Origin of the sequence: Ensifer sp. 22521, assembly GCF_052044795.1 — a bacterium.
In the GTDB taxonomy this organism is placed as follows: Bacteria; Pseudomonadota; Alphaproteobacteria; order Rhizobiales; family Rhizobiaceae; genus Ensifer.
In genome coordinates this window covers 171,139-191,716 of sequence record NZ_JBQENM010000007.1, presented here as the reverse complement: position 1 = coordinate 191,716, position 20,578 = coordinate 171,139, and the positions used below count along the sequence as shown (strand labels likewise).

The following is a 20,578-nucleotide window of genomic DNA, read 5'->3' as shown; positions in this document are numbered from 1 at the left end:
TGCTCTTTGAACGCTCCTATGAGATGGCGCGCCCGCGCCCGGCGTCAATGCGTCGACGTCAATGCGTCGGCATCAATGTGTCACGGGCCCATCCGCCTTCTTCCAGGCGGCGATGCCGCCCTCGATGTGGCAGGCGCTCGCGATGCCGGCTTGCTGCGCCGCCTCGACAGCCATCGCCGAACGCTCGCCATAGGCGCAGTAGAAGACGATGCGTTTGCCGGTTGCCTCTGCCAGTTCGTGAAGCACGCCGCCGGTCGCGATGTTCTGCTCGAGATCCGGATAGGGCGCGTGCAGCGAACCGGGGATGACCCCGTGCTTTTCCCGCTCGGCCTTCTCGCGCAGGTCGACCAGCGCGATCTTCGCCCGGCCGCAGAGCGCCAGCGCCTCCTTGGCCGAAAGCGCCCAGCCACGCCGCGCGATCTCGTCCTGGTGCAGGCCGATGTGGACGTTGGCCGGCACCGCCACATCCATCATCTTCGGGTTCGGCAGGTTGAGGTTGTTCATCAGGTCGACATATTCGTCGACGGATTTCACCCTGAGACGTGGATTGAAGTGCTTCTCTTCGCCGATGGTCGAAACCGTGTCGCCCTTGTAGTCGTGCGCCGGGTAGACGAGCGTCTCGTCCGGCAGCTTCAGGAGCTTGTTGAAGATCGAGTCATATTGCTGGCGCGGGTCGCCGTTCTGGAAATCGGTGCGCCCGGTGCCGCGGATCAAGAGCGTGTCACCGGTAAAGACCCGCCGCCCCATGTCACCGCCCATCAGGAAGGAATAGGAATCGTCGGTATGGCCGGGCGTATAGAGCACGTCGAGGCTGAGACCCTCGATCGACACCCGGTCGCCCTCCGCCACCCGCATGGAAACGACGTCGGCCGCCGTCTGCTCGCCCATCACGGTGATGCAATGGGTCTGGTCGCGCAGCGCCCCGAGCCCGGTGATGTGATCGGCATGGAGATGGGTATCGACCGCCTTGACCAGCCGGAGGTCGAGTTCGCGGACGAGCTGCAGGTAACGCTCGACCTTTTCCAGTACCGGATCGATGATCAGCGCCTCGCCGCCCTGGCGGCTGGCGATCAGGTAGGTATAGGTGCCGGACACGCTGTCGAACAATTGACGGAAGATCATCGGCGGCTCCTTGGCTGACGATAACGCGGCTTCCAATCGGGGCGCGATGGCAAAGAGAGGTGGTCGCCTCTCATCCGCACAGGTGAGGAGGTTTGCCCCTCACCGCGCGGATGAGGGGCACTTGCCTCACCCCTTTGCCGATGCGACGCCTCAGCCCTTCGGCTGCGGCACGATGCGGATATAGGGCTTCGGCGCGCGCCAGCCTTCCGGATAGACCTTGCGCGCGTCCTCGTCGCTGACCGAGCCGGCGATGATGACGTCGTCGCCCTGCTTCCAGTTCACCGGCGTCGCCACCTTGTGCTTGGCCGTCAGCTGTAGCGAGTCGATGACGCGCAGCACCTCGTCGAAGTTGCGGCCAGTGGTCATCGGGTAGATGAGGACGAGTTTGATCTTCTTGTCCGGGCCGATGACGAAGACGTTGCGCACCGTCTGGTTGTCGGCAGGCGTGCGCTGCGTCGGATCGCCGGAGACGGGGGCCGGCAGCATGCCGTAGAGCTTCGAGACGGTGTAGTCGACGTCGGCGATCATCGGGAAGTTCGGCGCATGGCCCTGCGTTTCCTCGATGTCGGCGGCCCAGCCGGCATGCCGGTCGAGCGGATCGACGGAGAGGCCGATGATCTTGACGCCGCGCCGGTCGAATTCCGGCTTGATGCGCGCCATGTAGCCGAGCTCGGTGGTGCAGACGGGCGTGTAGTCCTTGGGGTGCGAGAACAGGACCGCCCAGGAGTCGCCGATCCAGTCGTGAAACCGGATGGTGCCATCGGTCGTTCCGACCTCGAAGTCCGGTGCGAGGTCATTGATTGCAAGCGTCACGATACCCTCCAATGTGTGTGTGCGCCGCGCCCGCCGGGCGCGATGGGAGCACTCTATTTTCTTGACAGCGCCGCGTCCGGCAAGGCGCCCAACGGCCGCTGCAATCCTCTGCTTTCGTCCATTGTTTACGCTCCGGCGACAACCGTCCGGAGGAAAAATTCCTTTAGAAAATCAAATCATTACGGCAGCCTTGGAGCACACCGGGAAGCCCGGCGCCAAGGCGCGATGCCCAGTGTGCCACTTTTGCCGCTTAAGGCAACCGGAAAGACGCGCCATTGCAACCGGCCGGATCGAGGCTTGCATCATCGATCGTCGGTCGCCGCGGCAAGCCAGCCACGCGTCGAAATGTTGTCGCAACGTCGGCCTCGCCGCTGCACGCGTGTGCAGACGCGCCAAGCGCCATTGATCTTATCCTTGGCTATTCGACAATGCGGACATCGCTCGCCGGTTTCATCCGCCAATGCCGGAAGGTTCGCATCCGACGGGCGACTTGAGCAGGCTCGTATGCCTGTCGCTGCTACTCTTTCTTCATTCGGAATTTCTCGTGACAGCTGCCGCAATTCGTGGTTACCGCGTTGAACTGCGTCTTAAATGCTTCGAGATCCTGCGGATTGGCAGCGACGGCAGCGGCCGCATCCACCCGGAATTTCTCGGCAGCCGCCGTGAACGCGGGCATGTCTTGCCAAATTGCCGGCAAGGCGGCCGTGTCTCCGGTTTCGCTGCCAGCGGGAAACAGCACGTCCACGTCGAATTTTTCTGCGTTCTCGCTAAGGCCCTTGAGGGCGGTCATGGCACCGGCAGCGTCAAACGGCTTTTCTCCCTTGACCATCGGGGCGACGGTGCCGACCAGTCTACCGCGCTCCTTCATGATAGCCTTGCGATCTGCAATTGGATCAGCGAAGGCGCTGGAGCCCGTAAGCGCGAGTGCGGCGATGGCAAGAATGAGCGTTCTCATGAGCAAACCCTCTGGATTGCGGTTGAGCGGCATGACGAAACCCAACTAAAATACACGCAAAAAATTCACTCCCCCAATTCACGCTTTCGTGTTGTTCTGGTTTGGAATTTCGCAATTCCGCACGGAAAACTGCTGCACATTTTTCCTGGAATTGCTCTGGGACAGCCGCTCTCTACTGCAGCAGGGCGCAGAACGTCGCGAGATCGACGTTGCCGCCGCTGATCACGATGCCCACTCGTTGCCCGGCGCAGGGAAGCACGCCCTGCAGCACGGCGGCCGCCGCCAGGCATCCGGTCGGCTCCACGATCATCTTCATGCGCTCGGCGAAGAAGCGCATGGTCTCCACGAGTTGGGCGTCGCTCACCGTGACGATCTCGCGGACACCGCGCTTGAGGATCGGGAAATTGTGTTCGCCGATATGATTGGTGAGCGCCCCGTCGGCGATCGATTTCGGCACCGGGATATGGACGATCTCGCCCTTCCTGAGCGACTGCTGGCCGTCATTGCCAGCCTCCGGCTCGACGCCGACGACGACCGCGCCCGGCGAACGCTCCTGGGCGCTGAGTGCCGTGCCGGCGAGCAGGCCCCCGCCGCCGAGCGGCGTGACGATCAGGTCGAGTTCGCCCACCTCCTCGATCAGTTCCAGCACCGCCGTGCCCTGCCCGGCGATCACATCAGGATGGTCGAAGGGCGGGATGAGGACGGCATCGCGCTCGGCCGCCAGCTTCGCGCTGATCGCCGACCGGTCCTCGGTGTAGCGGTCATAGAACACGACATCGGCGCCATAGCCGCGGGTCGCCGCCACCTTCATTTCGGGCGCATCCTTCGGCATCACGATCGTCGCGGCAACACCCTGCAGCCGCGCGGCATAGGCGATCGCCTGCGCGTGGTTGCCGGAGGAGAAGGCGACGACGCCCCGCTTCTGGCCGCCTTCCTGCAAGGCGGCGATCGCGTTGTAGGCACCGCGGAATTTGAAGGCGCCGGCGCGCTGGAAATTTTCCGCCTTGAAGAAAAGCCGCGCGCCGGTGGCGGCATCGGCTGTGCGCGAGGTCAGCACCGGCGTTCGATGCGCCATGCCGGCGATGCGGTCCCGTGCCGCCTGCACGTCGTCGAATGTCGGAAGGCGCAATGCCGCCTCTGCCGCTGAAACTGCCATGAGCCTCTCCCTGAGCTTGCCACTTCCGAGGCTATTGAATGCGGTCCTGCAAGGCAAGGATGCCAGCGCGGCTACCCACCGCTGGAAACGACAGTGCGGTAGTGATCGACCGCGAAGCTGAAAAGCACCTTCAGCATGAACAGGGCCGACACCGCCGCCATCGCCGGCGTCAAGCCCGGCAACAGCGGCAAGCCAGTGAGGCCGACCGCCAGCAGCAGCCCGCCGACAAAGGTCTGTGCGGCGCGTCCCGCAAGCAGATTGACGACCGCGGCCGCAGCGATCGTATAGGCCCAGACGGCGACCGCAGCACCGAGCCCGGTGCCGACGAGCAGCGCGACGATGACCACATGGAAGTGGATCGCGATGAAGATCCAGCGATTGCGCGGCCGCGCCGCGTAGAAGTCGTTGGTCGAGGGCGTGAAGTTGGCGATGCAGCCGGCGGCGATATCGAGGACGAGGACAAGCGCCAGTGCCGCCCGCCACCAGGCAAGGCCTGCCAGCATCTGGCCCGCCGACAGGGCAAAGGTGGCCGCAACACCGACACCGAACAGGAGGATCGCCAGCAGATAGGCCGGCGGCTGCTATTCACCGAACATGTCGTGAAGCTGGGGATGTATGCGAAGAGATCTCATGAAGGCCACACCGCCACACTGAAGAGTTGGCCACTGTGAGCAGACGCAGCCAGGGCGCAAGCGGCTAACCGTAACGCGCGGCCGGTTGCGACCTTGGCCTGCACCTGTTTGCGGACACCTGCCTGCAAGCCGGTTGCCCCTGTTAGCTTGCGACCCTCTTGACGGCCATCATGATCTCCGCGGCGCTCGGGAACACGCCGAGTTCGTCGGGGCCGAACCGCGCCTCGATCTCGCTCCAGCTGATGATGCCGGCTGCATCGACCAGGAAGTGGCCGACCAGTTGCGTTCCGTGTTCGGCAAAGATGCGCAGATCGGTCTCGTCCGGCTCGAAGCCTTCGCGTGCATTGAGCAACTCATTGGCCTGCATCGGATGCATCGGTTCGGCGAGCTCGCCTGTCGGGTTGATGCGCGCTGCGGCGAAATCGGCAGGCCGCGTGCGATGGGGCCATTCCGGCGTCTCCGTGCTTTCGGGCGGAAGCAGCGCGGCCTGTGGCGCGCCGAAATCCCTGTGCGTCTGGCAGTCCGGATCCGCAAGGACCGTGACCGGCGTCGGCTGGAAGCGGAAATAGAGGCGCGCCCGCTCGACCGGGGTGTTGACCACCGCCAGCGTTTCCACGCCGACGGCACGCAATGCCGGCTCGACGGAGGAGAACTGCCGCATCTGGCGCCGGCAGAACGGGCAGTGCAGGCCGCGGAACAGACCGATCAGAAACGGCCGGCCGCGAAGGCTCGCAAGCGAAACCGGATCGTCCCGATTGGCGCTTGCAAGCTCGAAGGCGGGTGCGGGTTGTCCCGGCTGCAACGGCTGCACTCTCCGGTCTGCCATCTGCTCCCCCAGTCGACGCCCCTGCGCCGCTCCGTCCCTGCCCGTGAATTTCGCTCCCATTGCCGCCCGCCCCGAGGCCGGGCCATGGCGGAAGATAGCCCACCCTATCACAGGTGGACGAACGGCCCACGTCGAATGGTGATCTGCATGGCGTTTTGTGCCGCCGGTGCTAATCGAGCCAGTCACCCAGCAGCTTCGCGAGCGCCGCGACACCCTGACCGATCTGCGGCACTTCGAGGCTTGCATAGCCCATGACGACGCCGGCGCGGTCCGGGCGGTGACCGGCTTCATCGGCGCCGTAGAGGGGCGAGATCGGATAAAGGCCGATGCCCGCTGCCCGCGCCCGCGTGATCAGTTCGCCTTCCTGCGCCCGGTCCAGCCGCTCGAACCAGACGACGACGTGCAATCCGGCATCGGCGCCCGATATCGTCACCTCGTCGCCGAGTTCCGCCTTGAGCGCCGCGAGCAGCGCCTCGCGGCGGCGGCCATTGCTGCGCCGGCTCCGGCGGATGTGGCGTTCATAGGCCCCGCTTGCAATCATCGTCGCCAGCGCTTCCTGCTCGAGAACAGGCGAATGCCGGTCGACGAGCTGCTTGGCGGCGGCGAAGACGGGGTAAAGCGGCGGCGGCATGACGAGATAGCCAAGGCGCAACATCGGCGACAGGCTCTTCGAGATCGTGCCGAGATAGAGAACGTTCTCCGCATGGGCCATGGTCTGCAGCGGCGGGATCGGCCGGATATCGTATCGATACTCGCCATCGTAATCGTCTTCGATCACGTAGGCGCCGCTGCGGTCCGACCAGGCGAGAAGCTCCTGCCGGCGCCGGGCCGAGAGCACGCCGCCGAGCGGAAACTGATGCGAGGGCGTGACATAGGCGAGCCTGACGGCGTCGAGCCCTGCGAGCGCATCGGTCCGCAACCCCTCCCCGTCGACGGCAATCGGAACCACTTCAGCGCCGGCGGCCGCAAACACCCGGCGCGCCATGACGTAGCCGGGATCCTCGATCGCAACGCGGTCGCCGGGATCGACGAGCACGCGGGCGGCAAGATCCAGTCCCTGCTGCGAGCCGTTGACGATGATGATCTGGTCCGGCGCGCATCTGAGCCCGCGCGCCCGCCAGAGATAGGCCTGCAGGGCCGCCCGCAGCTCCGCCGAGCCGCCGGGGTCGTCATAGGCGAGCCGCGGCTGGCGCCGCCGAAGTGCGGCGGTGACCGACCGCCGCCAGGCTTCCGCCGGGAAATCGGCCGCCGACAGGTCGCCATAGCGAAAATCGGCGATCAACCCACCCGACTGCGGCGGCACCCAGGTCGGCCCGTCGCCAAGGGCCGCTCCAAAGCGCGACAGGCGAACAGGGGCTGCCGGTCTCGGCGCAGGCCGGAAAGTCGTCCCGCCGGGGAGCGGCCTGGCACCCTCATGCGCATGCAGCAGCGCCACCCTTGAAGGCGCCCCCTGCCGGCTCTCCAGAAACCCCTCGGAAAGAAGCTGCTCATAGGCCGCGGTCACCGTTGTGCGCGAGACGCCGAGCTCGGCCGCCAGCGCCCGCGTCGATGGCAGCCGATCTTCGGGTCCATAGGTGCCGCCGAGGATCTGCGCCTTCAGCGCCTCGTAGATCCGCCGGGTGGTCCCGCCCCTCGCCTCGTCCTTCTCCGTCACGAACTGGCCCACTCATTTATGCAGAAACTGGATATTCGTTCTGGTCCAGTTTGCATCTATGACAGGACAAGCACAAGGAGCAAGGTCATGTACACACCCCCGGCCTTCAAGGAGGAAACACTGAGCGTGCTGCACGCGATCATCGAGGCCGCATCGCTTTCCACTTTCGTCACCGCAACGGCCGAGGGCCTGCTGGCCACGCCGCTGCCGCTGCTGCTCGATCGCGACGAAGGTCCTTATGGCACACTCTACGGCCACCTCGCCCGCGCCAACCCGCAAGGGACGACCGCGCCGATCGGCGCGGCCATGGCGACGTTCATGGGGCCGGACGCCTATGTCACCCCCTCCTGGTACGCCTCCAAGCGCGAGCACGGAAAAGTGGTGCCGACCTGGAACTATTCGGCCGTGCATGCCTATGGCGAGGTCGAGTTCTTCACCGACGAGGATCGGCTTCTCGATGTCGTCACCCGCCTGACCAATCGTCACGAGGCGGCGCGGCCCGAACCCTGGCAGGTGAGCGACGCACCACCCGCCTTCGTCAAGGCCCAACTTCGCGGTATCGTCGGCCTCAGGCTGCCGATCGACCGCCTCGACGGCAAGCGCAAGTTCAGTCAGAACCGCAGCATTGAAGATCGTCAGGGCGTGGCCGTAGGGCTCGCAGCCAGCGGGCGGCTTGAGGATCGCCGGGTTGCCGAGGAGATTCCCGTCTGACGATCACGGGGGCGCTCCGATTTCCCTTCAACTTTCCCGCGCAAGACCTTAGAACGACTCTCGAAAGAGGCCGCGCATCAGCAGACGAGGTACCCCATGCCATCGCTCGACATTCTCCTCACCTTCTTCGTCACGACAGCGATCTTCGCCTATATCCCGGGACCGGCGATGCTCTACGCCGCTGCGCAGACGATGGCGCGCGGCCGTTTTGCCGGGCTGATGGCCTCGCTCGGCATCCATCTCGGTGGTTACGTGCATGTCCTTGCGGCCGCCGCCGGTCTCTCGATCCTGTTCCATGCGGTGCCGACGCTCTATCTCGCGGTGAAGCTTGCCGGTGCCGCCTATCTCGTCTGGCTGGGCTTCACGCTGATGCGTGCCAAGGCGAGCGGCGACGGTCACCTGCCCGCGGTCGAGGCGAAATCGGCCCGCCGCGCCTTCTTCGAAAGCATCACCGTCGAGGTTCTGAACCCGAAGACCGCGATCTTCTTCGTCGCCTTCCTGCCGCAGTTCACCGATGCCTCCGCCGCCTTCCCGGTGTGGGTGCAGTTTCTGCTGCTCGGCACCATCGTCAACCTGATGTTCTCCTCCGCCGATCTCGTCTGCGTGTTTCTCGCGGATGCGGTCGTCGTCAGGATGCGCCGCTCCACCCGGGCCCAGCGCCTGCTGCAGCGCGCCGGCGGCACGGTGCTGATCGGGCTCGGCGCCCATCTTGCCTGGCAGCGGACGTAACCCCACTTGGGCGGCGCATCGAGCGCCGCCGCAAGCCTACCTTGCACCCGCATCACTTGCAGCTATCATGCGTGAACGCCATCGGGGGACACGCGCATGGGAGAAGGCGGCCAACGTATTCGCACCACAGGTGCGGACATCCTCGTCGATACACTTCTGGCAAACGATGTGAATGTCTGTTTTGCCAATCCCGGCACGTCGGAAATGCACTTCGTCGCCGCCCTTGATCGCAAGCCGGAGATGCGCTGTATTCTCGGCCTCTCCGAAGGAGTCGTCACCGGTGCGGCCGATGGCTATGCGCGCATGACGGGTCGCCCGGCGTCGACCCTGCTCCACACCGGTCCCGGTCTCGCCAACAGCCTTGCCAACCTGCACAACGCGCGGCGCGCCCGCACGCCTGTCATCAACGTCGTCGGCGACCATGCCTCCTACCATCTTGCGCTCGATGCACCGCTGACCAGCGACATCGAGGGACTGGCCCGCCCGATGTCGAACTGGGTGCGGCGGGTGAAAGATCCCTCCGACGTGAGGCCGACGGCGGCGGCCGCCTATCGCGCGTCGTTGACGCCACCGGGCGTTGCCACCATGATCCTGCCGGCAGACGCGTCCTGGGGCGCGCTTTCCACCGACGCGCCTGCGCAAAAGGTGCTTGTCGAAGCCCCGCGGCCGGCAAGTGCGGAGACGGTCCGCGAGGTGGCCCGCCTCGTCCGAGCAAACCCGGAAGGGGTCGCCATGGTCTTAAGCGGCGCCGCCGCAAGGGCCGAGAGCCTCGCCATCGCCGGGCGGATCGCGGCAGCCTGCAACGTCCAGCTTTTCAACGAAGTGCTTGTCGCCCACACCCAGCGCGGCCGCGGGCGGGTGGCGCCGCGGCGCATCCCCTACCCGATCGACATGGCGCTCGAAACGCTCCGCGACGTCAAGGTTCTGATCCTCGTCGGCGGACCGGAGCCGGTGGCTTTCTTCGCCTATCCCGGAAAGCCCGGCCGGTTGGTGCCGGAAGGCTGCGCGGTGGTCACGCTTGCCCGCCACGGTGAAGACCTGAAAGGAACGCTCGAAGCGCTGCGCGACGAACTCGGTATCAGCGCCACGCTGCCCCTGCCGATGCCAAGCGCCCCCACAGACGAGGGCGAGCCTTCGGGCGCGCTGACCGAAGACGCAATCGCCGTCATCGTCGCCCATAAGGTGCCGGAGAATGCGATCGTCTGCGACGAGGCGGCCACTTCGGCCCGGCGTTACTTCGCACTTTCGGCCTTCTCTGCGCCGCACGATTTCATCATGCAGACCGGCGGCGCGATCGGCGAAGGCATCCCGCTTTCCACCGGTGCCGCGATCGCCTGTCCCGACCGCAAGGTGATTTGCCTGCAGGCCGATGGCTGCGCCATGTACAATATTCAGGGCCTGTGGACGCAGGTGCGCGAAAACCTCGACATCGTCACCGTCATCTTTTCCAACCGTACCTACGCCATCCTGCATGCCGAAATGCGCAATGTCGGCGTCGAGGAGATCGGCACCAACGCGCGCCGCATGCTGAACCTCGACAACCCCGCGCTCGACTGGGTTTCGCTCGCCCGCGGCTTCGGCGTCGAAGCTGCCGTCGCGACCTCCTGCGAAGCCTTTGCAGCGCTCTTCGATGCCGCGCTATCGCGGCGTGGGCCCTTTCTGATCGAGGCTCGCCTCGTGTGAATTTCCCTGCCGCTTTGCACTGCGTCGAGCACCCGCGCGTCGTAAGGATGATGCCCCTGACCGATGGGATTTACCGGCCTCCTGGCGCGGAAATCACAGGGTAAACGATTGATTTAAATAGGCATTTCACAAAACTTCGGCCGCAAACTTGCGCCCGGAAACTTCTCGCTTATATTAGCGGCGCCCTAGGTTCGCGCTCATCTGTCCGAGTCGCATTTCAGTTTTGGGCCCCCTTCAACCGACAATGTTCTTTGTCGGTGGACCAACGAAGGAGACACTTCATGTCCTTTAAGAAAGACCTAACCAAGGCCCCCGGCGCATCTCTGTCCCGCGTCAATATCGGAGCCGCCATCAAGCATTCGCGTGAAACCGCCGGCTATACGGTCGACGATCTCTCGGTCACGACTGGCCTGACGGAAGTTGAAATCTCAAAGATCGAGCTTGGCGCCGATACCGATCCCGCCAAGCTGCAGCGCATCGCCGCCGCATTGCAGGTCTCGCCGCAGACCTTTACAAGCGCCTGACAAGCGGGGGCGGTGCGCCGAAGACAGCGCGCCGCCGCCTTCTACCCTCGCGCCTCCTGTGGCGACCGGCCGCTTTGGTCGAAATGGCCAGCGACAGCCCGCTTGCCGAAACATCCAAGAATCCGCTCGCCCGCTCTCGAAGCAGCGCCTGCCTTTTCATTCAGCAGCTATGCGTCCGGAGCACCGCGCAACGACGGGTCGCGGCGTGGCTCACGCGCACAGCGTCTGGCTCTCGAGAAGCCGTATCAGCTTGAATAACAAGAAAAATAAATGGACGAAAAACCCGCCATTTCAGGCCTTTGCAGATGTTTTCGCGATCGCTCAAAATCAAATAATTTAATATTTTCATTGAGTTTCAAAAAGTATCGTCTATATATCACCTCATCGAATATTGCTTGTGACCTTTGACACGGCGCTTCCGCGCGGCCAGATCTCCTCTCAAATATCGATCACCGCCAGAGAAATATTTCTGGTAAATTCAGCGATTGAAAGGAAATCGTCATGGCTTCAGGCACGGTAAAGTGGTTCAACGGCACCAAGGGCTTCGGCTTCATTCAGCCCGACGACGGCAGCACGGATGTGTTTGTTCACATCTCCGCAGTCGAACGCGCTGGCATGCGCTCGCTCAACGAAGGTCAGAAAGTGACCTTTGACGTTGTTGCCGACCGCAGAACGGGCAAGAGCTCGGCCGACAATCTCAGGGCCGAATAATTTGTCATTCGCCCTCCTCTGACCACGGATGTACTGGCAGGGAGGCGCTTGAATGACGGGAAGAGGTCGGGGAAAAACCCGGCCTTTTTGCGTCTCAGGGCCCTTTTCAGGAGACCACCATGAGCCGCAAAACCTATGAGATTGGCGACAAGGTCACGCTGAGGGCAAGTGCCGCTCAGTCGACCTTGAACAGCCGTCTTGGTCTGATCGTCGGCCTTTTGCCCAACGATCGTGGCGAGGCGCGCTTTCGCGTAAGGGTCGAAGGCGAGACGTTCGAACGCTGCGTGCTGGAGACTGACATCGAGCATGCCGAGACTTCGAAAGAGGACGCCCCCCAGGCGGCCATCACCGGGCCCTGGCTCAAAAAATTGAGCACCAAACCCGGCAGATAACCGCGGCTACAGGGAAAGCCGCGACCGACAACAGGAGAACATCTTTTGCAGGTACTCGTTAGGGACAATAACATCGACCAGGCCTTGCGCATCTTGAAGAAGAAGATGCAGCGCGAGGGTCTGTTCCGTGAATTCAAGGCGCGCAGCAGCTACGAGAAACCTTCGGAAAAGCGCGTCCGCGAAAAGGCAGAAGCGGTACGGCGCCAGCGCAAGCTGCAGCGCAAGAAGCTCCAGCGCGAAGGCCTGCTGCCGGGACCCAAGAAGGCAGCGCGACCTTCGCGCTGAGGCTTGGGGTCGGCAAAAATCCGCCCGTTTCAGGAGACAGGTCATGACGCCACACCCCAACACGGCATTTAAACCGGCCAAGACCTCCGCGAGCGAGAAGGCCTCCGCCACCGATCACACGGCGAGAGCAATCGTTGCTGCCGAAAAGATCGCCCGCGACAAGAAGACCGAGAAGCTCAAGGCCCAGCGCCTTGAGCGCGCCGCCGCCGAACCGCCTGCGGAGGTGCCCGCAAGCAAACCATCCCGAAAATCGCGCCGGCCGTAATATCGACTGAAACCGAACGCGCAAGCCCGGACATGGGCATAAGGCCTTGCGGAAGCACCGACAGCGCCGCGCGTCTTATCAGACGCGCAAAGGTCGCTGTAGACTTTGAGTTGCTGCATGTCTTCGTCCTTAAATCGAGATCGATTGAAGGAGACATGCAGTAGGAGAGAATTGTCGGAGCGTCCTTTGTGCGTTCAGATGAACGTACGGCGCCCTGGACGCGCCGAAAACGACGTTTCCCGTCAACAGGAGGTGGCTTCATGTCACCCGCTCAGCGGCATCCATTGGCTCCCTCCGACCTGGCAATGCTCGATGGCGTGTTGCGGCGCGCGGGCTTTCATCAGCGCGTCGACCTTGACGATCAAGACAGCCTTCGCCTTGCCGCCGTCTTCCTTGTCAGAAGGTTCCAGGCGGGCGTTACCACCGCGGATATCCTGCTTGCTGAGCTGCAGAACCGGGATGGGCAGCGCACCCCGCGGCAGATTGAAACTGCAAATCTCGAACAGTGGGAAAACGACGGCGGCGCGCCGCAAAGACCCAGCGCGATTACCCGCTACACCGGTGCCCGACGCCTCCCCTGGCCGGGCGCGATATCGCCCCTGAACCCGACACCCCGTCCCGGCAAGGGCCCGAAATCCGGCAAGGCCCCGAAATCCTGATAGGCCCGAAATCCGGACAGGCCCGTAACCCGGACAGGCCATGAGTGCCGGAACGTCGAAGGGATGCCCTTCGAACGGGATCTCCCTTGTGCTGGACACATTTGAGGCGCATCGTTCGACGATCGACACTGGCCGACTTGGCATATCGCGGTGGGGGGGGCTCCCGACCGCCAATTTCCTCCTTTATCGACAGCAGTACGTCCGCGACGTTGCGCGGAGGCGAGAGGCAACCGTGAGCCGAACGGGTGTGTAACGGGTGTGTTCGGGGGCTGAGCAGACATTCTCGCCACAGCGAATTTACGGGCGCTACATTTTACGGGCGCCGCATTGCGCTTGAACGAACGGCGAGGAGCCGCAGATCCCTTACGATTGGACGAACACATGTTCCAGACTCTCACACACAGACTTCGCCGATACGACTACACTCTGGCAGCCATCAAGGCATCGCTCGTCCTGTCCCTGCTCTTCATCACGCTCATGACATTGAGCGGCCTTCTCTGGTGACGGGCGCGGTGAACCCATCGTATCCCGCGACAGGACGCGGCCATCCGCGACTGCACTCCTCCCCGTGTTGCGTTGAATTAGCGATCAGGGGAGAATTGTTTCAAGATTCTCCCGCAGGAGCCATTGCAACAAACCGGCCTCCAGCACCGCGCGCTCAACGGAACATCCCATGGCACTTCACCTCGAAACTCCCCTCCTTGAATCCCGCCCGCTAAGCCTCGCATCCGATTGCTCCATCTGGCTGAAGATGGAGGCGCTGCAGCCGCCCGGTTCATTCAAGATCCGCGGCGTTGGTGCTGCCTGCGAGCACCATGCGCGAAACGGCAAGCGGCGTTTCGTCTCCTCCTCCGGCGGCAATGCCGGCATGGCGGTTGCCTATGCCGGCCGCCAGCTCTCGATCCCCGTCTCCGTCTTCGTTCCCGAAACGACCACCGAACGGGCAAAGGCGCTTATCCGCCAGGAAGGCGCCGAGGTGATCGTCCACGGCGCCGCTTGGGATGAAGCGAATGCCCGCGCGCTCGCATCCGCCGATGCCGAGACCGCTTTCATCCATCCCTTCGACGATCCGCTGCTGTGGGCCGGGCACGCGACGATGATCGACGAGGTGGTCAAGGCCGGCCTCGCCTTCGATGCGGTCGTGCTCTCTGTCGGCGGCGGCGGGCTGCTGTCGGGCGTCGCCGAGGGACTGGAGCGCAACGGGCTCCGGGAAATTCCTATTGTCACCGCGGAGACCGAAGGCACCGCGTCCTACCTCGCCTCCGTCAAGGCGGGAGAGCTGGTGGAGCTTCCCTCGATCAGTGGCGTCGCCACTTCGCTCGGCGCCCGAAAGGTCTGCAAGCGTGCCTTCGAGATCAGCCAGATCCGGCCGGTCGAATGCGTCGTCGTCAGCGACCAGTCGGCGGTCGACGCCTGCACCCGCTTCCTCGACGACCACCGCGTGCTGGTGGAACCCGCCTGCGGCGCCGCCCTGGCCATCGCCTACGAGCACGCCGATCAACTCCTGCGCTTCGAGCGCGTGCTGATGATCGTCTGCGGCGGCGCGACGACGACGGTGGAACGGCTGCAGGCCTGGCAGGCAGTCTGACCTTTGGGCGGCACCGCCGCCCCTTCCCGCGTGCAGTGGGAAGACAGCAGCCAGTCCCCAAGGTGCCGGCGCGATAGGCGCGGACCGATTGGGAGGCGTCCGCCGCCCAACGTTGACCATGGTCTGGCGCTCAGGCAGTCTCTTGCCATGGCAAGAGGCGTGCTGCTCGATCTCTCCGGCGTGCTCTATGACGGCGACACGGTGTTGCCGGGTGCCATCGCGGCGGTGCTGCGGCTGCGCGCAGCTCGCCTCCCCGTCCGCTTCCTGACCAACACCACCCGCCAGTCGAAACGCCAGATCGTCGCTCACCTGCAGCGCCTTGGCTTCGATTGCGCTGCCGACGAGGTGTTCACGCCGGTTGCCGCCGCGCGCGCCTGGCTCAAGGCGAACAGCCACCAGCCGCACCTGCTCATTCATCCCGCGCTTGAGGAAGACTTCGCCGATTGCCGCATGGACGGCCCCATCGCCGTCGTGCTTGGCGATGCTGCGGAGCGCTTCAGCTATGAGGGACTCAACGCCGCGTTTCGCGCCCTGATGGCTGGCTCGCCGCTGCTGGCGCTCGCCCGCAACCGGTTCTTCCGTGATCGCGACGGCGAGCTGAGCCTCGATGCCGGCCCCTTTGTCGAGGCGCTGGAACATGCGAGCGGCATCAAGGCGAAGCTCTTCGGCAAACCCTCTGCCGATTTCTTCCTGGCAGCAGCAGCGAGCATGGGCCTTGACCCGGCCGATTTGGCCATGATCGGCGACGATGCCGAAAGCGATACCGCCGGTGCGCTTGCCGCCGGGATCGGCACCGCGATCCTCGTGCGCAGCGGCAAATATCGCGATGGCGATGAGCAGCGTTTCCAGCCGGCGCCTTCGGCGGTTGTCGACGACATTACGGCCGCCTGCGATCTCATCCTGGCGGCGCAGCGGGACTGACACCCGAGGTACAGCGCCGCGCGTCTTATCATACGCGCAAAGGTCGCTGCAGCACTTTGATTTGCTGCATGTCTTTGTCCCTTAATCGAAGCCGATTAAAGGAGACATGCGGTAGCCGAAACGGAACGGCCCTCTCTTCGGACCTCCTCGCGCCTGGCCCCTGGCGATTACGCATACGCGAACTTATATGCTGGAGTGAACCATAGATTGTTCTGCTCTCAGTCAGGAAGGCAAGCATGCGCGAGACGTTCCTGTTTATCGTTCGGGTCACAGTCGTCTGTGCGGCGACCGCCTTCGGCGCCCTGCTCGGCTGGCAAGGTCACGGCTGGGACGGAGCGCTCGGTTTCGGCGTGGTCGGCTTCGGCGCCGGTTCAGCCTTTGTCGCCTTCCCTGGCTTTTGGCTGGATCTGCTTGGGAGTCTCTGTTTGGATCTACTTCGGTTTCTCTGGGAAGTCGTCTAGGGCGCCGTGCGTTCAGATGATCGCACCAATCACGCTCGAGTGCTTTGGTTCTACAGCGCCGCGCGTCTTATCAGACGCGCAAAGGTCGCTGTAGCACTTTGAAGTGCTGCATGTTTTTGTCCTTTAACCGGCCACGATTAAAGGAAACATGCAGTAGCCCATCTTTCTGTCTCAACTGGTTTCACTTCAGGCAGGATGCTCCAGGCCGACTGCTTGCATCTTGCCGCCGCACGCCGTCAGGCTGCCACCCGTCTGCCTCGACCAATCTCGCGCCGATCCGGCAGCAATGACGCGGTTTTGCAAATGGCCTGCCCACGTCACGAAAAAAGCCGGGGCACTGCCCCGGCTTCCTTCATTCAATCGTTCGATAAGGCTTAGTTCTTCGCCTTGTCGACCAGCTTGTTCTTGCCGATCCAGGGCATCATGCCGCGCAGCTTGGCGCCGACTTCCTCGATCTGGTGGCTGTCGTTGACGCGGCGGATGCCCTTGAAGCGGGCGGCACCCGACTTGTATTCCTGCATCCACTCGGAGGTGAACTTGCCGGTCTGGATGTCCTTGAGGACGCGCTTCATCTCGGCCTTGGTTTCTGCCGTGATGATGCGCGGACCGGTGACGTATTCGCCCCACTCGGCCGTGTTCGAGATCGAGTAGTTCATGTTGGCGATGCCGCCTTCATAGATCAGGTCGACGATCAGCTTCACTTCGTGCAGGCACTCGAAATAGGCCATTTCCGGAGCGTAGCCGGCTTCAACCAGCGTTTCGAAGCCAGCGCGGATGAGTTCGACGAGACCGCCGCACAGAACGACCTGTTCGCCGAAGAGGTCGGTTTCGCACTCTTCCTTGAAGTTGGTTTCGATGATGCCCGAACGGCCGCCGCCGACGCCGCAGGCGTAGGAGAGCGCGAGGTCAAGGGCGTTGCCCGAAGCGTCCTGGTGAACGGCAACGAGGCAGGGAACGCCGCCGCCCTTCTGGTATTCGCCGCGAACCGTGTGGCCCGGGCCCTTCGGCGCGATCATGACGACGTCGAGCGAAGCCTTCGGCTCGATCAGGCCGAAGTGAACGTTGAGGCCGTGGGCGAAAGCGATCGCAGCGCCGTCGCGGATGTTGCCGGCGATGTCGGCCTTGTAGATTTCGGCCTGCAGTTCGTCCGGGGTTGCCATCATGATCAGGTCGGCCCACTTGGCGGCTTCCGCAACCGACAGAACCGAGAGACCGTCGGCCTCGACCTTGGCAGCCGTTGCCGAACCCGGCTTCAGCGCGATGCGGATTTCCTTGGCGCCGGAATCTTTCAGGTTCAGCGCATGGGCGCGGCCCTGGCTGCCATAGCCGACGATGGCGACCTTCTTCGACTTGATCAGGTTGATATCGGCATCACGATCGTAATAGACGCGCATTTTAGTGGTCCTTCCCGTTGTTGTCAGTTGTCTTCGCTGCATGGCGCAGGAGCCATGCAGCAATTCCTAGTGCTGCAGCGGCCTTTGCGCTTCTTGCGAAGCGCGGCGCTGCCATTCCTTGTGCTGCAGCGACCTTTGCGCTTCTTGCGAAGCGCGGCGCTGCAGTTACCTTTTCGTGCCGTAAAGCGCGAGGAAGGACGAAACCGCCTGCTCCGCCTTGCGGCTGAAACTCTTCTTCATCTCGCCGGCCTCTTCGCCGAGCAGCATCTTCAGGTGCCAATCGGAGACGACAAGCCCGTAGAGCGCACCATAGGCCTCGTCGGCATCGTCGAAGGTGAGCAGCCCCGCCTTGCGCCCGGCCTCGAGCAATGCTGCCGCCCGGCGGCCGATCTGCCGGCGCCCGCGCTCCTGCAGCATGTGGCCAAGCTTGGAGCCGTCGCGGCTCGCCTGGCCGATCGCCAGCCGGTTCAGCGCCAGTGACACGTCGCCGGCCAGAACCTCGAGCAGATCCTTGGCAAAAACGATCAGATGGCGCTCCAGGCTCTCGGCATCGAGCGCCCGGGCGGCGACGTCCTGCGTGCGCACCTTGCTCGCCTGGAAGCCGATCATCGCCGAGATCAGGCCGTCGCGATCGCCGAACCACTTGTAGAGGCTTTCCTTGGAGCAATTGGCCGCGCGCGCGATGCCGGCCGTCGTCAGCGCCTTTTCGCCGCCGTCGACCAGAAGACGCAATGCCTGTTCGAGAACGGCGCCCTGACGTTCCGTCAGCCCCTCCCCGGCATTCGCCTCCCTTATCGCCGCAGTCATCTGCACGTCGCCTCGCTCCCGATCAGTACCGTACGGTACGGTTCGCACCCTTCTAGTGAAGCGTCTTGGGAGCGTCAAGACGATTCCTACAACGGGGCGAAATTTCGGCGATGCAGATGAGGATCGGTGCGTACAGAGGCAGAATTTCCCCGCTCTGCCCTCGGCCAGCCTACTCTCCGAGGAGAACGGAGAAGAATGCCTGATTTCGTTTCTTCGCGTTGGCGACTAGGGTGTCGTATCCAAATGCCTGAATGAAAATCTCCTCGTTGTCGCGATATTTGAAGAAGATCTCCGGGTTCCAGTCATTTTTGAAGTCATGACGCTTTAACACTTTCTCAAGTGATGGCGTTTGATCGGCGATAATGAAAGCAAACCGGCGCACAACGCCACGGAACGCGAAGAAGGTTCCGTCAGTCTTAGTTATAGAGCCCTTTTCAGTTGCCTTCTCCAAGGTCTCTATCACCTGCAAGACAGGATCACTCTTCACATTCCCAAAAGTGTAATCATCACGACTAGGACGTTTGAACTCTACGATGGTGATGGTGGTCCCATCGTTGTCACCAAGGACCATGCTGTCATCAAAAAAAGCAATATCAGTGACTTTGTCACCAACGTTCCGACCACCTCCATGCATCGTACGATCGCTGGAAATATAAGGAAGGAAAGCCAAAGCATCATCGATAAGCCAAAGATTATGCTCAAAATAACTAACAGCCACGCTATCAGTGAATCGACGAAACACTAACTCGTGGATGACATCTTCAGGTGTTCTGGTGCCATCAGATTGAAACTTGCGCGCGGCCTCAACCAATTCTATCACGCTTTTTCTATGAAGGACGTATTCAGCAAGTGCTTCTTTCTTGTTTGCATCAAGTGTTTTTGCAAGCTTTTCTATTTTTTGTCGGTAGTCTTCTGGATTCGTCGTAGCATTTGCAATCTGTTTAGTCAGGTCCGTCGATGCCCGGAAACGCTCGATTGCAAGGTCCGATATAAACTCTTCTGCCGACCAGTTATTCGGTTTCGAGGCAACATATTCCGTTACACTCCGGCCCTTTAGGCCGATGCGCAGGATAGGATTCTCTCGTAGGGCGCCGGACAGATCGTGCGACTGTTCGCTTTTAATCTTCTCGATTTGCGTCGCTTCCGATTTCTGAATCACATTGCTGACTTCAGAAACGATCCCCTCGATGGTTTTGGAGGACAGGTTTAGACCGGTTCGCGCATCGTTCAGTCTTGACTCGAATGCCGCGCTTCGAACGACTGCTATGACAATGTAACTCTCATTTTCCTCATCGAGAAAATGAGGCTGCCCCAACTTGTTCGTCAGGTCGCGTGGAGCGCCAACGATGCGGTCCGCGGCTGAGAAGAGAAGGCAATGGTTTCTGAAAGACTTGGTCTTAACAATCTTGGTCAGAGCGTAATGGACAGTCTCGGTTTTTCCATCGATCTCGAATGGAAACTCTCCAGAATCGGATTGAATAAAGACTGAGCCAAAGTGAGCTTTGATGTCCTCCGGGTCTTTATCGTCAAACTGGATCGTAATCTCAGGGAGCCAACGATAAAGAAAATACGGGAGGAAATGGCTGGCTATCGAGTCCTCGACATCTTTCGACTGAAGCTCGCGGATCAATTCGTGCCATTGCGACAGTGGCTGATCGTAAACAACGCAGACGCCGGTCTCATCAAAGGCGGGCTCATCGTCTAAGAAGATGAATTCCTTCTCGCGACGAATGTCAAACTGGAAGGACCGAATGTTCTTGGCAGTAAAAAATTCATATCGGCTAAGATAGATCGAGCGAGCGAATACCTTAAAAGCAATAAATCTGCCGAAACCTCTGCCATGCGCTTTAAGTTTGTATCCAGAAAAAGGCGTCTTGAATGACGTGTAGTTCTCGTCGTTCAGCCCCACGCCGTTATCGTTGATGGTAATTTTGAGCTTGGTTGGGTCATTAGGTTGTTCGAACTTGATCGTGATCTGACCGCGAGCGCTCGCTTGCTCCTCCCCAAACTTGGCCTCAACACCATGCATTGCATTGGATACGGCCTCAAACACTGGGAGCAGGAAGTCGTGTAGCGTCAAGGACAGGTGAGTGCGCGAAAGCACAGCGTCCATGTCCGGCTTGACCAACTCGTCCAATTTTGCTGCTGTCGCGTCCATGTCCCCTCCACCACAACAACTTCTGATACACCACCGAACATATTCGGGTTTGACCCTATGCGACAAGCGGACTCGGCAATTGGCATCCGAATTGTGATCCGCGACAAACTCGGAACTGGAGAAAAGAGAAGG

At 62.2% G+C, this 20,578-nt stretch carries 23 protein-coding genes; 13 read left to right on the top strand and 10 right to left on the bottom strand.

The window, feature by feature from the left end:
- Positions 1-72: 72 nt before the first annotated feature.
- The 7 genes from ACTJKE_RS12430 to pdxR all read right to left on the bottom strand — a co-directional run bounded on the left by ACTJKE_RS12430 (position 73) and on the right by pdxR (position 7,158).
- On the bottom strand, positions 73-1,122 hold the full coding sequence (locus ACTJKE_RS12430; RefSeq protein ID WP_113512507.1) for an MBL fold metallo-hydrolase: 1,050 nt from the start codon (positions 1,120-1,122) through the stop codon (positions 73-75).
- Positions 1,123-1,272: 150 nt separating this feature from the next.
- The gene (locus tag ACTJKE_RS12425; RefSeq protein ID WP_058326683.1) at positions 1,273-1,935 is read right to left on the bottom strand and encodes a peroxiredoxin; all 663 of its coding nucleotides are present in this window, start codon (positions 1,933-1,935) and stop codon (positions 1,273-1,275) included.
- 517 nt (positions 1,936-2,452) lie between these two features.
- On the bottom strand, positions 2,453-2,923 hold the full coding sequence (locus ACTJKE_RS12420; protein WP_440691885.1) for a c-type cytochrome: 471 nt from the start codon (positions 2,921-2,923) through the stop codon (positions 2,453-2,455).
- Between the two features lie 139 nt (positions 2,924-3,062).
- On the bottom strand, positions 3,063-4,046 hold the full coding sequence (locus ACTJKE_RS12415; protein WP_057253746.1) for a threo-3-hydroxy-L-aspartate ammonia-lyase: 984 nt from the start codon (positions 4,044-4,046) through the stop codon (positions 3,063-3,065).
- 71 nt (positions 4,047-4,117) lie between these two features.
- Positions 4,118-4,549, bottom strand: coding sequence for a hypothetical protein (locus tag ACTJKE_RS12410; protein ID WP_440691884.1), 432 nt, complete (start codon positions 4,547-4,549; stop codon positions 4,118-4,120).
- A 271-nt stretch (positions 4,550-4,820) separates the two neighbouring features.
- Complete coding sequence (locus tag ACTJKE_RS12405) at positions 4,821-5,504, bottom strand: redoxin domain-containing protein (RefSeq protein ID WP_113512509.1); 684 nt, start codon at positions 5,502-5,504, stop codon at positions 4,821-4,823.
- Between the two features lie 169 nt (positions 5,505-5,673).
- Entirely contained in the window at positions 5,674-7,158 is a 1,485-nt protein-coding gene (pdxR, locus tag ACTJKE_RS12400) for a MocR-like pyridoxine biosynthesis transcription factor PdxR (RefSeq protein WP_440691883.1), read from the bottom strand.
- 87 nt (positions 7,159-7,245) lie between these two features.
- Between pdxR and ACTJKE_RS12395 the strand changes: the two genes are divergently transcribed.
- From ACTJKE_RS12395 to ACTJKE_RS12335, 13 genes are all read left to right on the top strand, one after another.
- Positions 7,246-7,869 (top strand): FMN-binding negative transcriptional regulator, encoded by a 624-nt coding sequence (locus tag ACTJKE_RS12395; RefSeq protein WP_113515414.1) that lies wholly within the window; start codon positions 7,246-7,248, stop codon positions 7,867-7,869.
- Between the two features lie 96 nt (positions 7,870-7,965).
- Positions 7,966-8,598 carry a LysE family translocator gene (locus ACTJKE_RS12390; RefSeq protein ID WP_113515416.1) on the top strand — a complete coding sequence of 211 codons (633 nt, stop codon included), beginning with the start codon at positions 7,966-7,968 and terminating at the stop codon, positions 8,596-8,598.
- 96 nt (positions 8,599-8,694) lie between these two features.
- Entirely contained in the window at positions 8,695-10,281 is a 1,587-nt protein-coding gene (locus ACTJKE_RS12385) for an acetolactate synthase large subunit (protein WP_440691882.1), read from the top strand.
- A gap of 281 nt (positions 10,282-10,562) precedes the next feature.
- Positions 10,563-10,805: a helix-turn-helix domain-containing protein gene (locus ACTJKE_RS12380; protein ID WP_057253735.1), complete on the top strand. Its 243-nt coding sequence runs from the start codon at positions 10,563-10,565 to the stop codon at positions 10,803-10,805.
- 501 nt (positions 10,806-11,306) lie between these two features.
- On the top strand, positions 11,307-11,516 hold the full coding sequence (locus ACTJKE_RS12375) for a cold-shock protein (RefSeq protein WP_057253733.1): 210 nt from the start codon (positions 11,307-11,309) through the stop codon (positions 11,514-11,516).
- A 119-nt stretch (positions 11,517-11,635) separates the two neighbouring features.
- On the top strand, positions 11,636-11,908 hold the full coding sequence (locus tag ACTJKE_RS12370; RefSeq protein ID WP_057253730.1) for a hypothetical protein: 273 nt from the start codon (positions 11,636-11,638) through the stop codon (positions 11,906-11,908).
- A 45-nt stretch (positions 11,909-11,953) separates the two neighbouring features.
- Positions 11,954-12,193 carry a 30S ribosomal protein S21 gene (rpsU, locus tag ACTJKE_RS12365; protein ID WP_057253728.1) on the top strand — a complete coding sequence of 80 codons (240 nt, stop codon included), beginning with the start codon at positions 11,954-11,956 and terminating at the stop codon, positions 12,191-12,193.
- A 43-nt stretch (positions 12,194-12,236) separates the two neighbouring features.
- Positions 12,237-12,458 (top strand): hypothetical protein, encoded by a 222-nt coding sequence (locus tag ACTJKE_RS12360; RefSeq protein WP_057253726.1) that lies wholly within the window; start codon positions 12,237-12,239, stop codon positions 12,456-12,458.
- Between the two features lie 260 nt (positions 12,459-12,718).
- Complete coding sequence (locus ACTJKE_RS12355; RefSeq protein ID WP_162764841.1) at positions 12,719-13,117, top strand: hypothetical protein; 399 nt, start codon at positions 12,719-12,721, stop codon at positions 13,115-13,117.
- Positions 13,118-13,498: 381 nt separating this feature from the next.
- Positions 13,499-13,621 (top strand): hypothetical protein, encoded by a 123-nt coding sequence (locus tag ACTJKE_RS12350; RefSeq protein ID WP_255571031.1) that lies wholly within the window; start codon positions 13,499-13,501, stop codon positions 13,619-13,621.
- A 169-nt stretch (positions 13,622-13,790) separates the two neighbouring features.
- The gene (locus ACTJKE_RS12345) at positions 13,791-14,705 is read left to right on the top strand and encodes a pyridoxal-phosphate dependent enzyme (protein WP_057253723.1); all 915 of its coding nucleotides are present in this window, start codon (positions 13,791-13,793) and stop codon (positions 14,703-14,705) included.
- 147 nt (positions 14,706-14,852) lie between these two features.
- Positions 14,853-15,626 (top strand): TIGR01458 family HAD-type hydrolase, encoded by a 774-nt coding sequence (locus tag ACTJKE_RS12340; protein ID WP_113515267.1) that lies wholly within the window; start codon positions 14,853-14,855, stop codon positions 15,624-15,626.
- A 236-nt stretch (positions 15,627-15,862) separates the two neighbouring features.
- On the top strand, positions 15,863-16,087 hold the full coding sequence (locus ACTJKE_RS12335; protein ID WP_057253719.1) for a hypothetical protein: 225 nt from the start codon (positions 15,863-15,865) through the stop codon (positions 16,085-16,087).
- 374 nt (positions 16,088-16,461) lie between these two features.
- Here the strand turns inward: ACTJKE_RS12335 and ilvC are convergent, their stop codons facing one another.
- From ilvC to ACTJKE_RS12320, 3 genes are all read right to left on the bottom strand, one after another.
- Positions 16,462-17,523, bottom strand: a complete 1,062-nt coding sequence (gene ilvC / locus ACTJKE_RS12330; protein ID WP_113515426.1) for a ketol-acid reductoisomerase — start codon at positions 17,521-17,523, stop codon at positions 16,462-16,464.
- A 123-nt stretch (positions 17,524-17,646) separates the two neighbouring features.
- Complete coding sequence (locus tag ACTJKE_RS12325; RefSeq protein ID WP_255571032.1) at positions 17,647-18,288, bottom strand: TetR/AcrR family transcriptional regulator C-terminal domain-containing protein; 642 nt, start codon at positions 18,286-18,288, stop codon at positions 17,647-17,649.
- A gap of 169 nt (positions 18,289-18,457) precedes the next feature.
- Positions 18,458-20,446, bottom strand: coding sequence for an ATP-binding protein (locus ACTJKE_RS12320; protein WP_440691881.1), 1,989 nt, complete (start codon positions 20,444-20,446; stop codon positions 18,458-18,460).
- Positions 20,447-20,578: the final 132 nt, after the last annotated feature.

What these genes read in the sequence shown, in the direction of transcription:
- ACTJKE_RS12430 (WP_113512507.1), bottom strand. Translation starts at nt 1,122, where the DNA reads ATGATCTTCCGTCAATTGTTCGACAGCGTGTCCGGCACCTATACCTAC.
- ACTJKE_RS12420 (WP_440691885.1), bottom strand. Translation starts at nt 2,923, where the DNA reads ATGCCGCTCAACCGCAATCCAGAGGGTTTGCTCATGAGAACGCTCATT.
- ACTJKE_RS12415 (WP_057253746.1), bottom strand. Translation starts at nt 4,046, where the DNA reads ATGGCAGTTTCAGCGGCAGAGGCGGCATTGCGCCTTCCGACATTCGAC.
- ACTJKE_RS12410 (WP_440691884.1), bottom strand. Translation starts at nt 4,549, where the DNA reads ATGCTGGCAGGCCTTGCCTGGTGGCGGGCGGCACTGGCGCTTGTCCTC.
- ACTJKE_RS12405 (WP_113512509.1), bottom strand. Translation starts at nt 5,504, where the DNA reads ATGGCAGACCGGAGAGTGCAGCCGTTGCAGCCGGGACAACCCGCACCC.
- ACTJKE_RS12395 (WP_113515414.1), top strand. Translation starts at nt 7,246, where the DNA reads ATGTACACACCCCCGGCCTTCAAGGAGGAAACACTGAGCGTGCTGCAC.
- ACTJKE_RS12390 (WP_113515416.1), top strand. Translation starts at nt 7,966, where the DNA reads ATGCCATCGCTCGACATTCTCCTCACCTTCTTCGTCACGACAGCGATC.
- ACTJKE_RS12385 (WP_440691882.1), top strand. Translation starts at nt 8,695, where the DNA reads ATGGGAGAAGGCGGCCAACGTATTCGCACCACAGGTGCGGACATCCTC.
- ACTJKE_RS12380 (WP_057253735.1), top strand. Translation starts at nt 10,563, where the DNA reads ATGTCCTTTAAGAAAGACCTAACCAAGGCCCCCGGCGCATCTCTGTCC.
- ACTJKE_RS12375 (WP_057253733.1), top strand. Translation starts at nt 11,307, where the DNA reads ATGGCTTCAGGCACGGTAAAGTGGTTCAACGGCACCAAGGGCTTCGGC.
- ACTJKE_RS12370 (WP_057253730.1), top strand. Translation starts at nt 11,636, where the DNA reads ATGAGCCGCAAAACCTATGAGATTGGCGACAAGGTCACGCTGAGGGCA.
- ACTJKE_RS12360 (WP_057253726.1), top strand. Translation starts at nt 12,237, where the DNA reads ATGACGCCACACCCCAACACGGCATTTAAACCGGCCAAGACCTCCGCG.
- ACTJKE_RS12355 (WP_162764841.1), top strand. Translation starts at nt 12,719, where the DNA reads ATGTCACCCGCTCAGCGGCATCCATTGGCTCCCTCCGACCTGGCAATG.
- ACTJKE_RS12350 (WP_255571031.1), top strand. Translation starts at nt 13,499, where the DNA reads ATGTTCCAGACTCTCACACACAGACTTCGCCGATACGACTACACTCTG.
- ACTJKE_RS12345 (WP_057253723.1), top strand. Translation starts at nt 13,791, where the DNA reads ATGGCACTTCACCTCGAAACTCCCCTCCTTGAATCCCGCCCGCTAAGC.
- ACTJKE_RS12340 (WP_113515267.1), top strand. Translation starts at nt 14,853, where the DNA reads ATGGCAAGAGGCGTGCTGCTCGATCTCTCCGGCGTGCTCTATGACGGC.
- ACTJKE_RS12335 (WP_057253719.1), top strand. Translation starts at nt 15,863, where the DNA reads ATGCGCGAGACGTTCCTGTTTATCGTTCGGGTCACAGTCGTCTGTGCG.
- ilvC (WP_113515426.1), bottom strand. Translation starts at nt 17,523, where the DNA reads ATGCAGCGAAGACAACTGACAACAACGGGAAGGACCACTAAAATGCGC.
- ACTJKE_RS12325 (WP_255571032.1), bottom strand. Translation starts at nt 18,288, where the DNA reads ATGACTGCGGCGATAAGGGAGGCGAATGCCGGGGAGGGGCTGACGGAA.
- ACTJKE_RS12320 (WP_440691881.1), bottom strand. Translation starts at nt 20,446, where the DNA reads ATGGACGCGACAGCAGCAAAATTGGACGAGTTGGTCAAGCCGGACATG.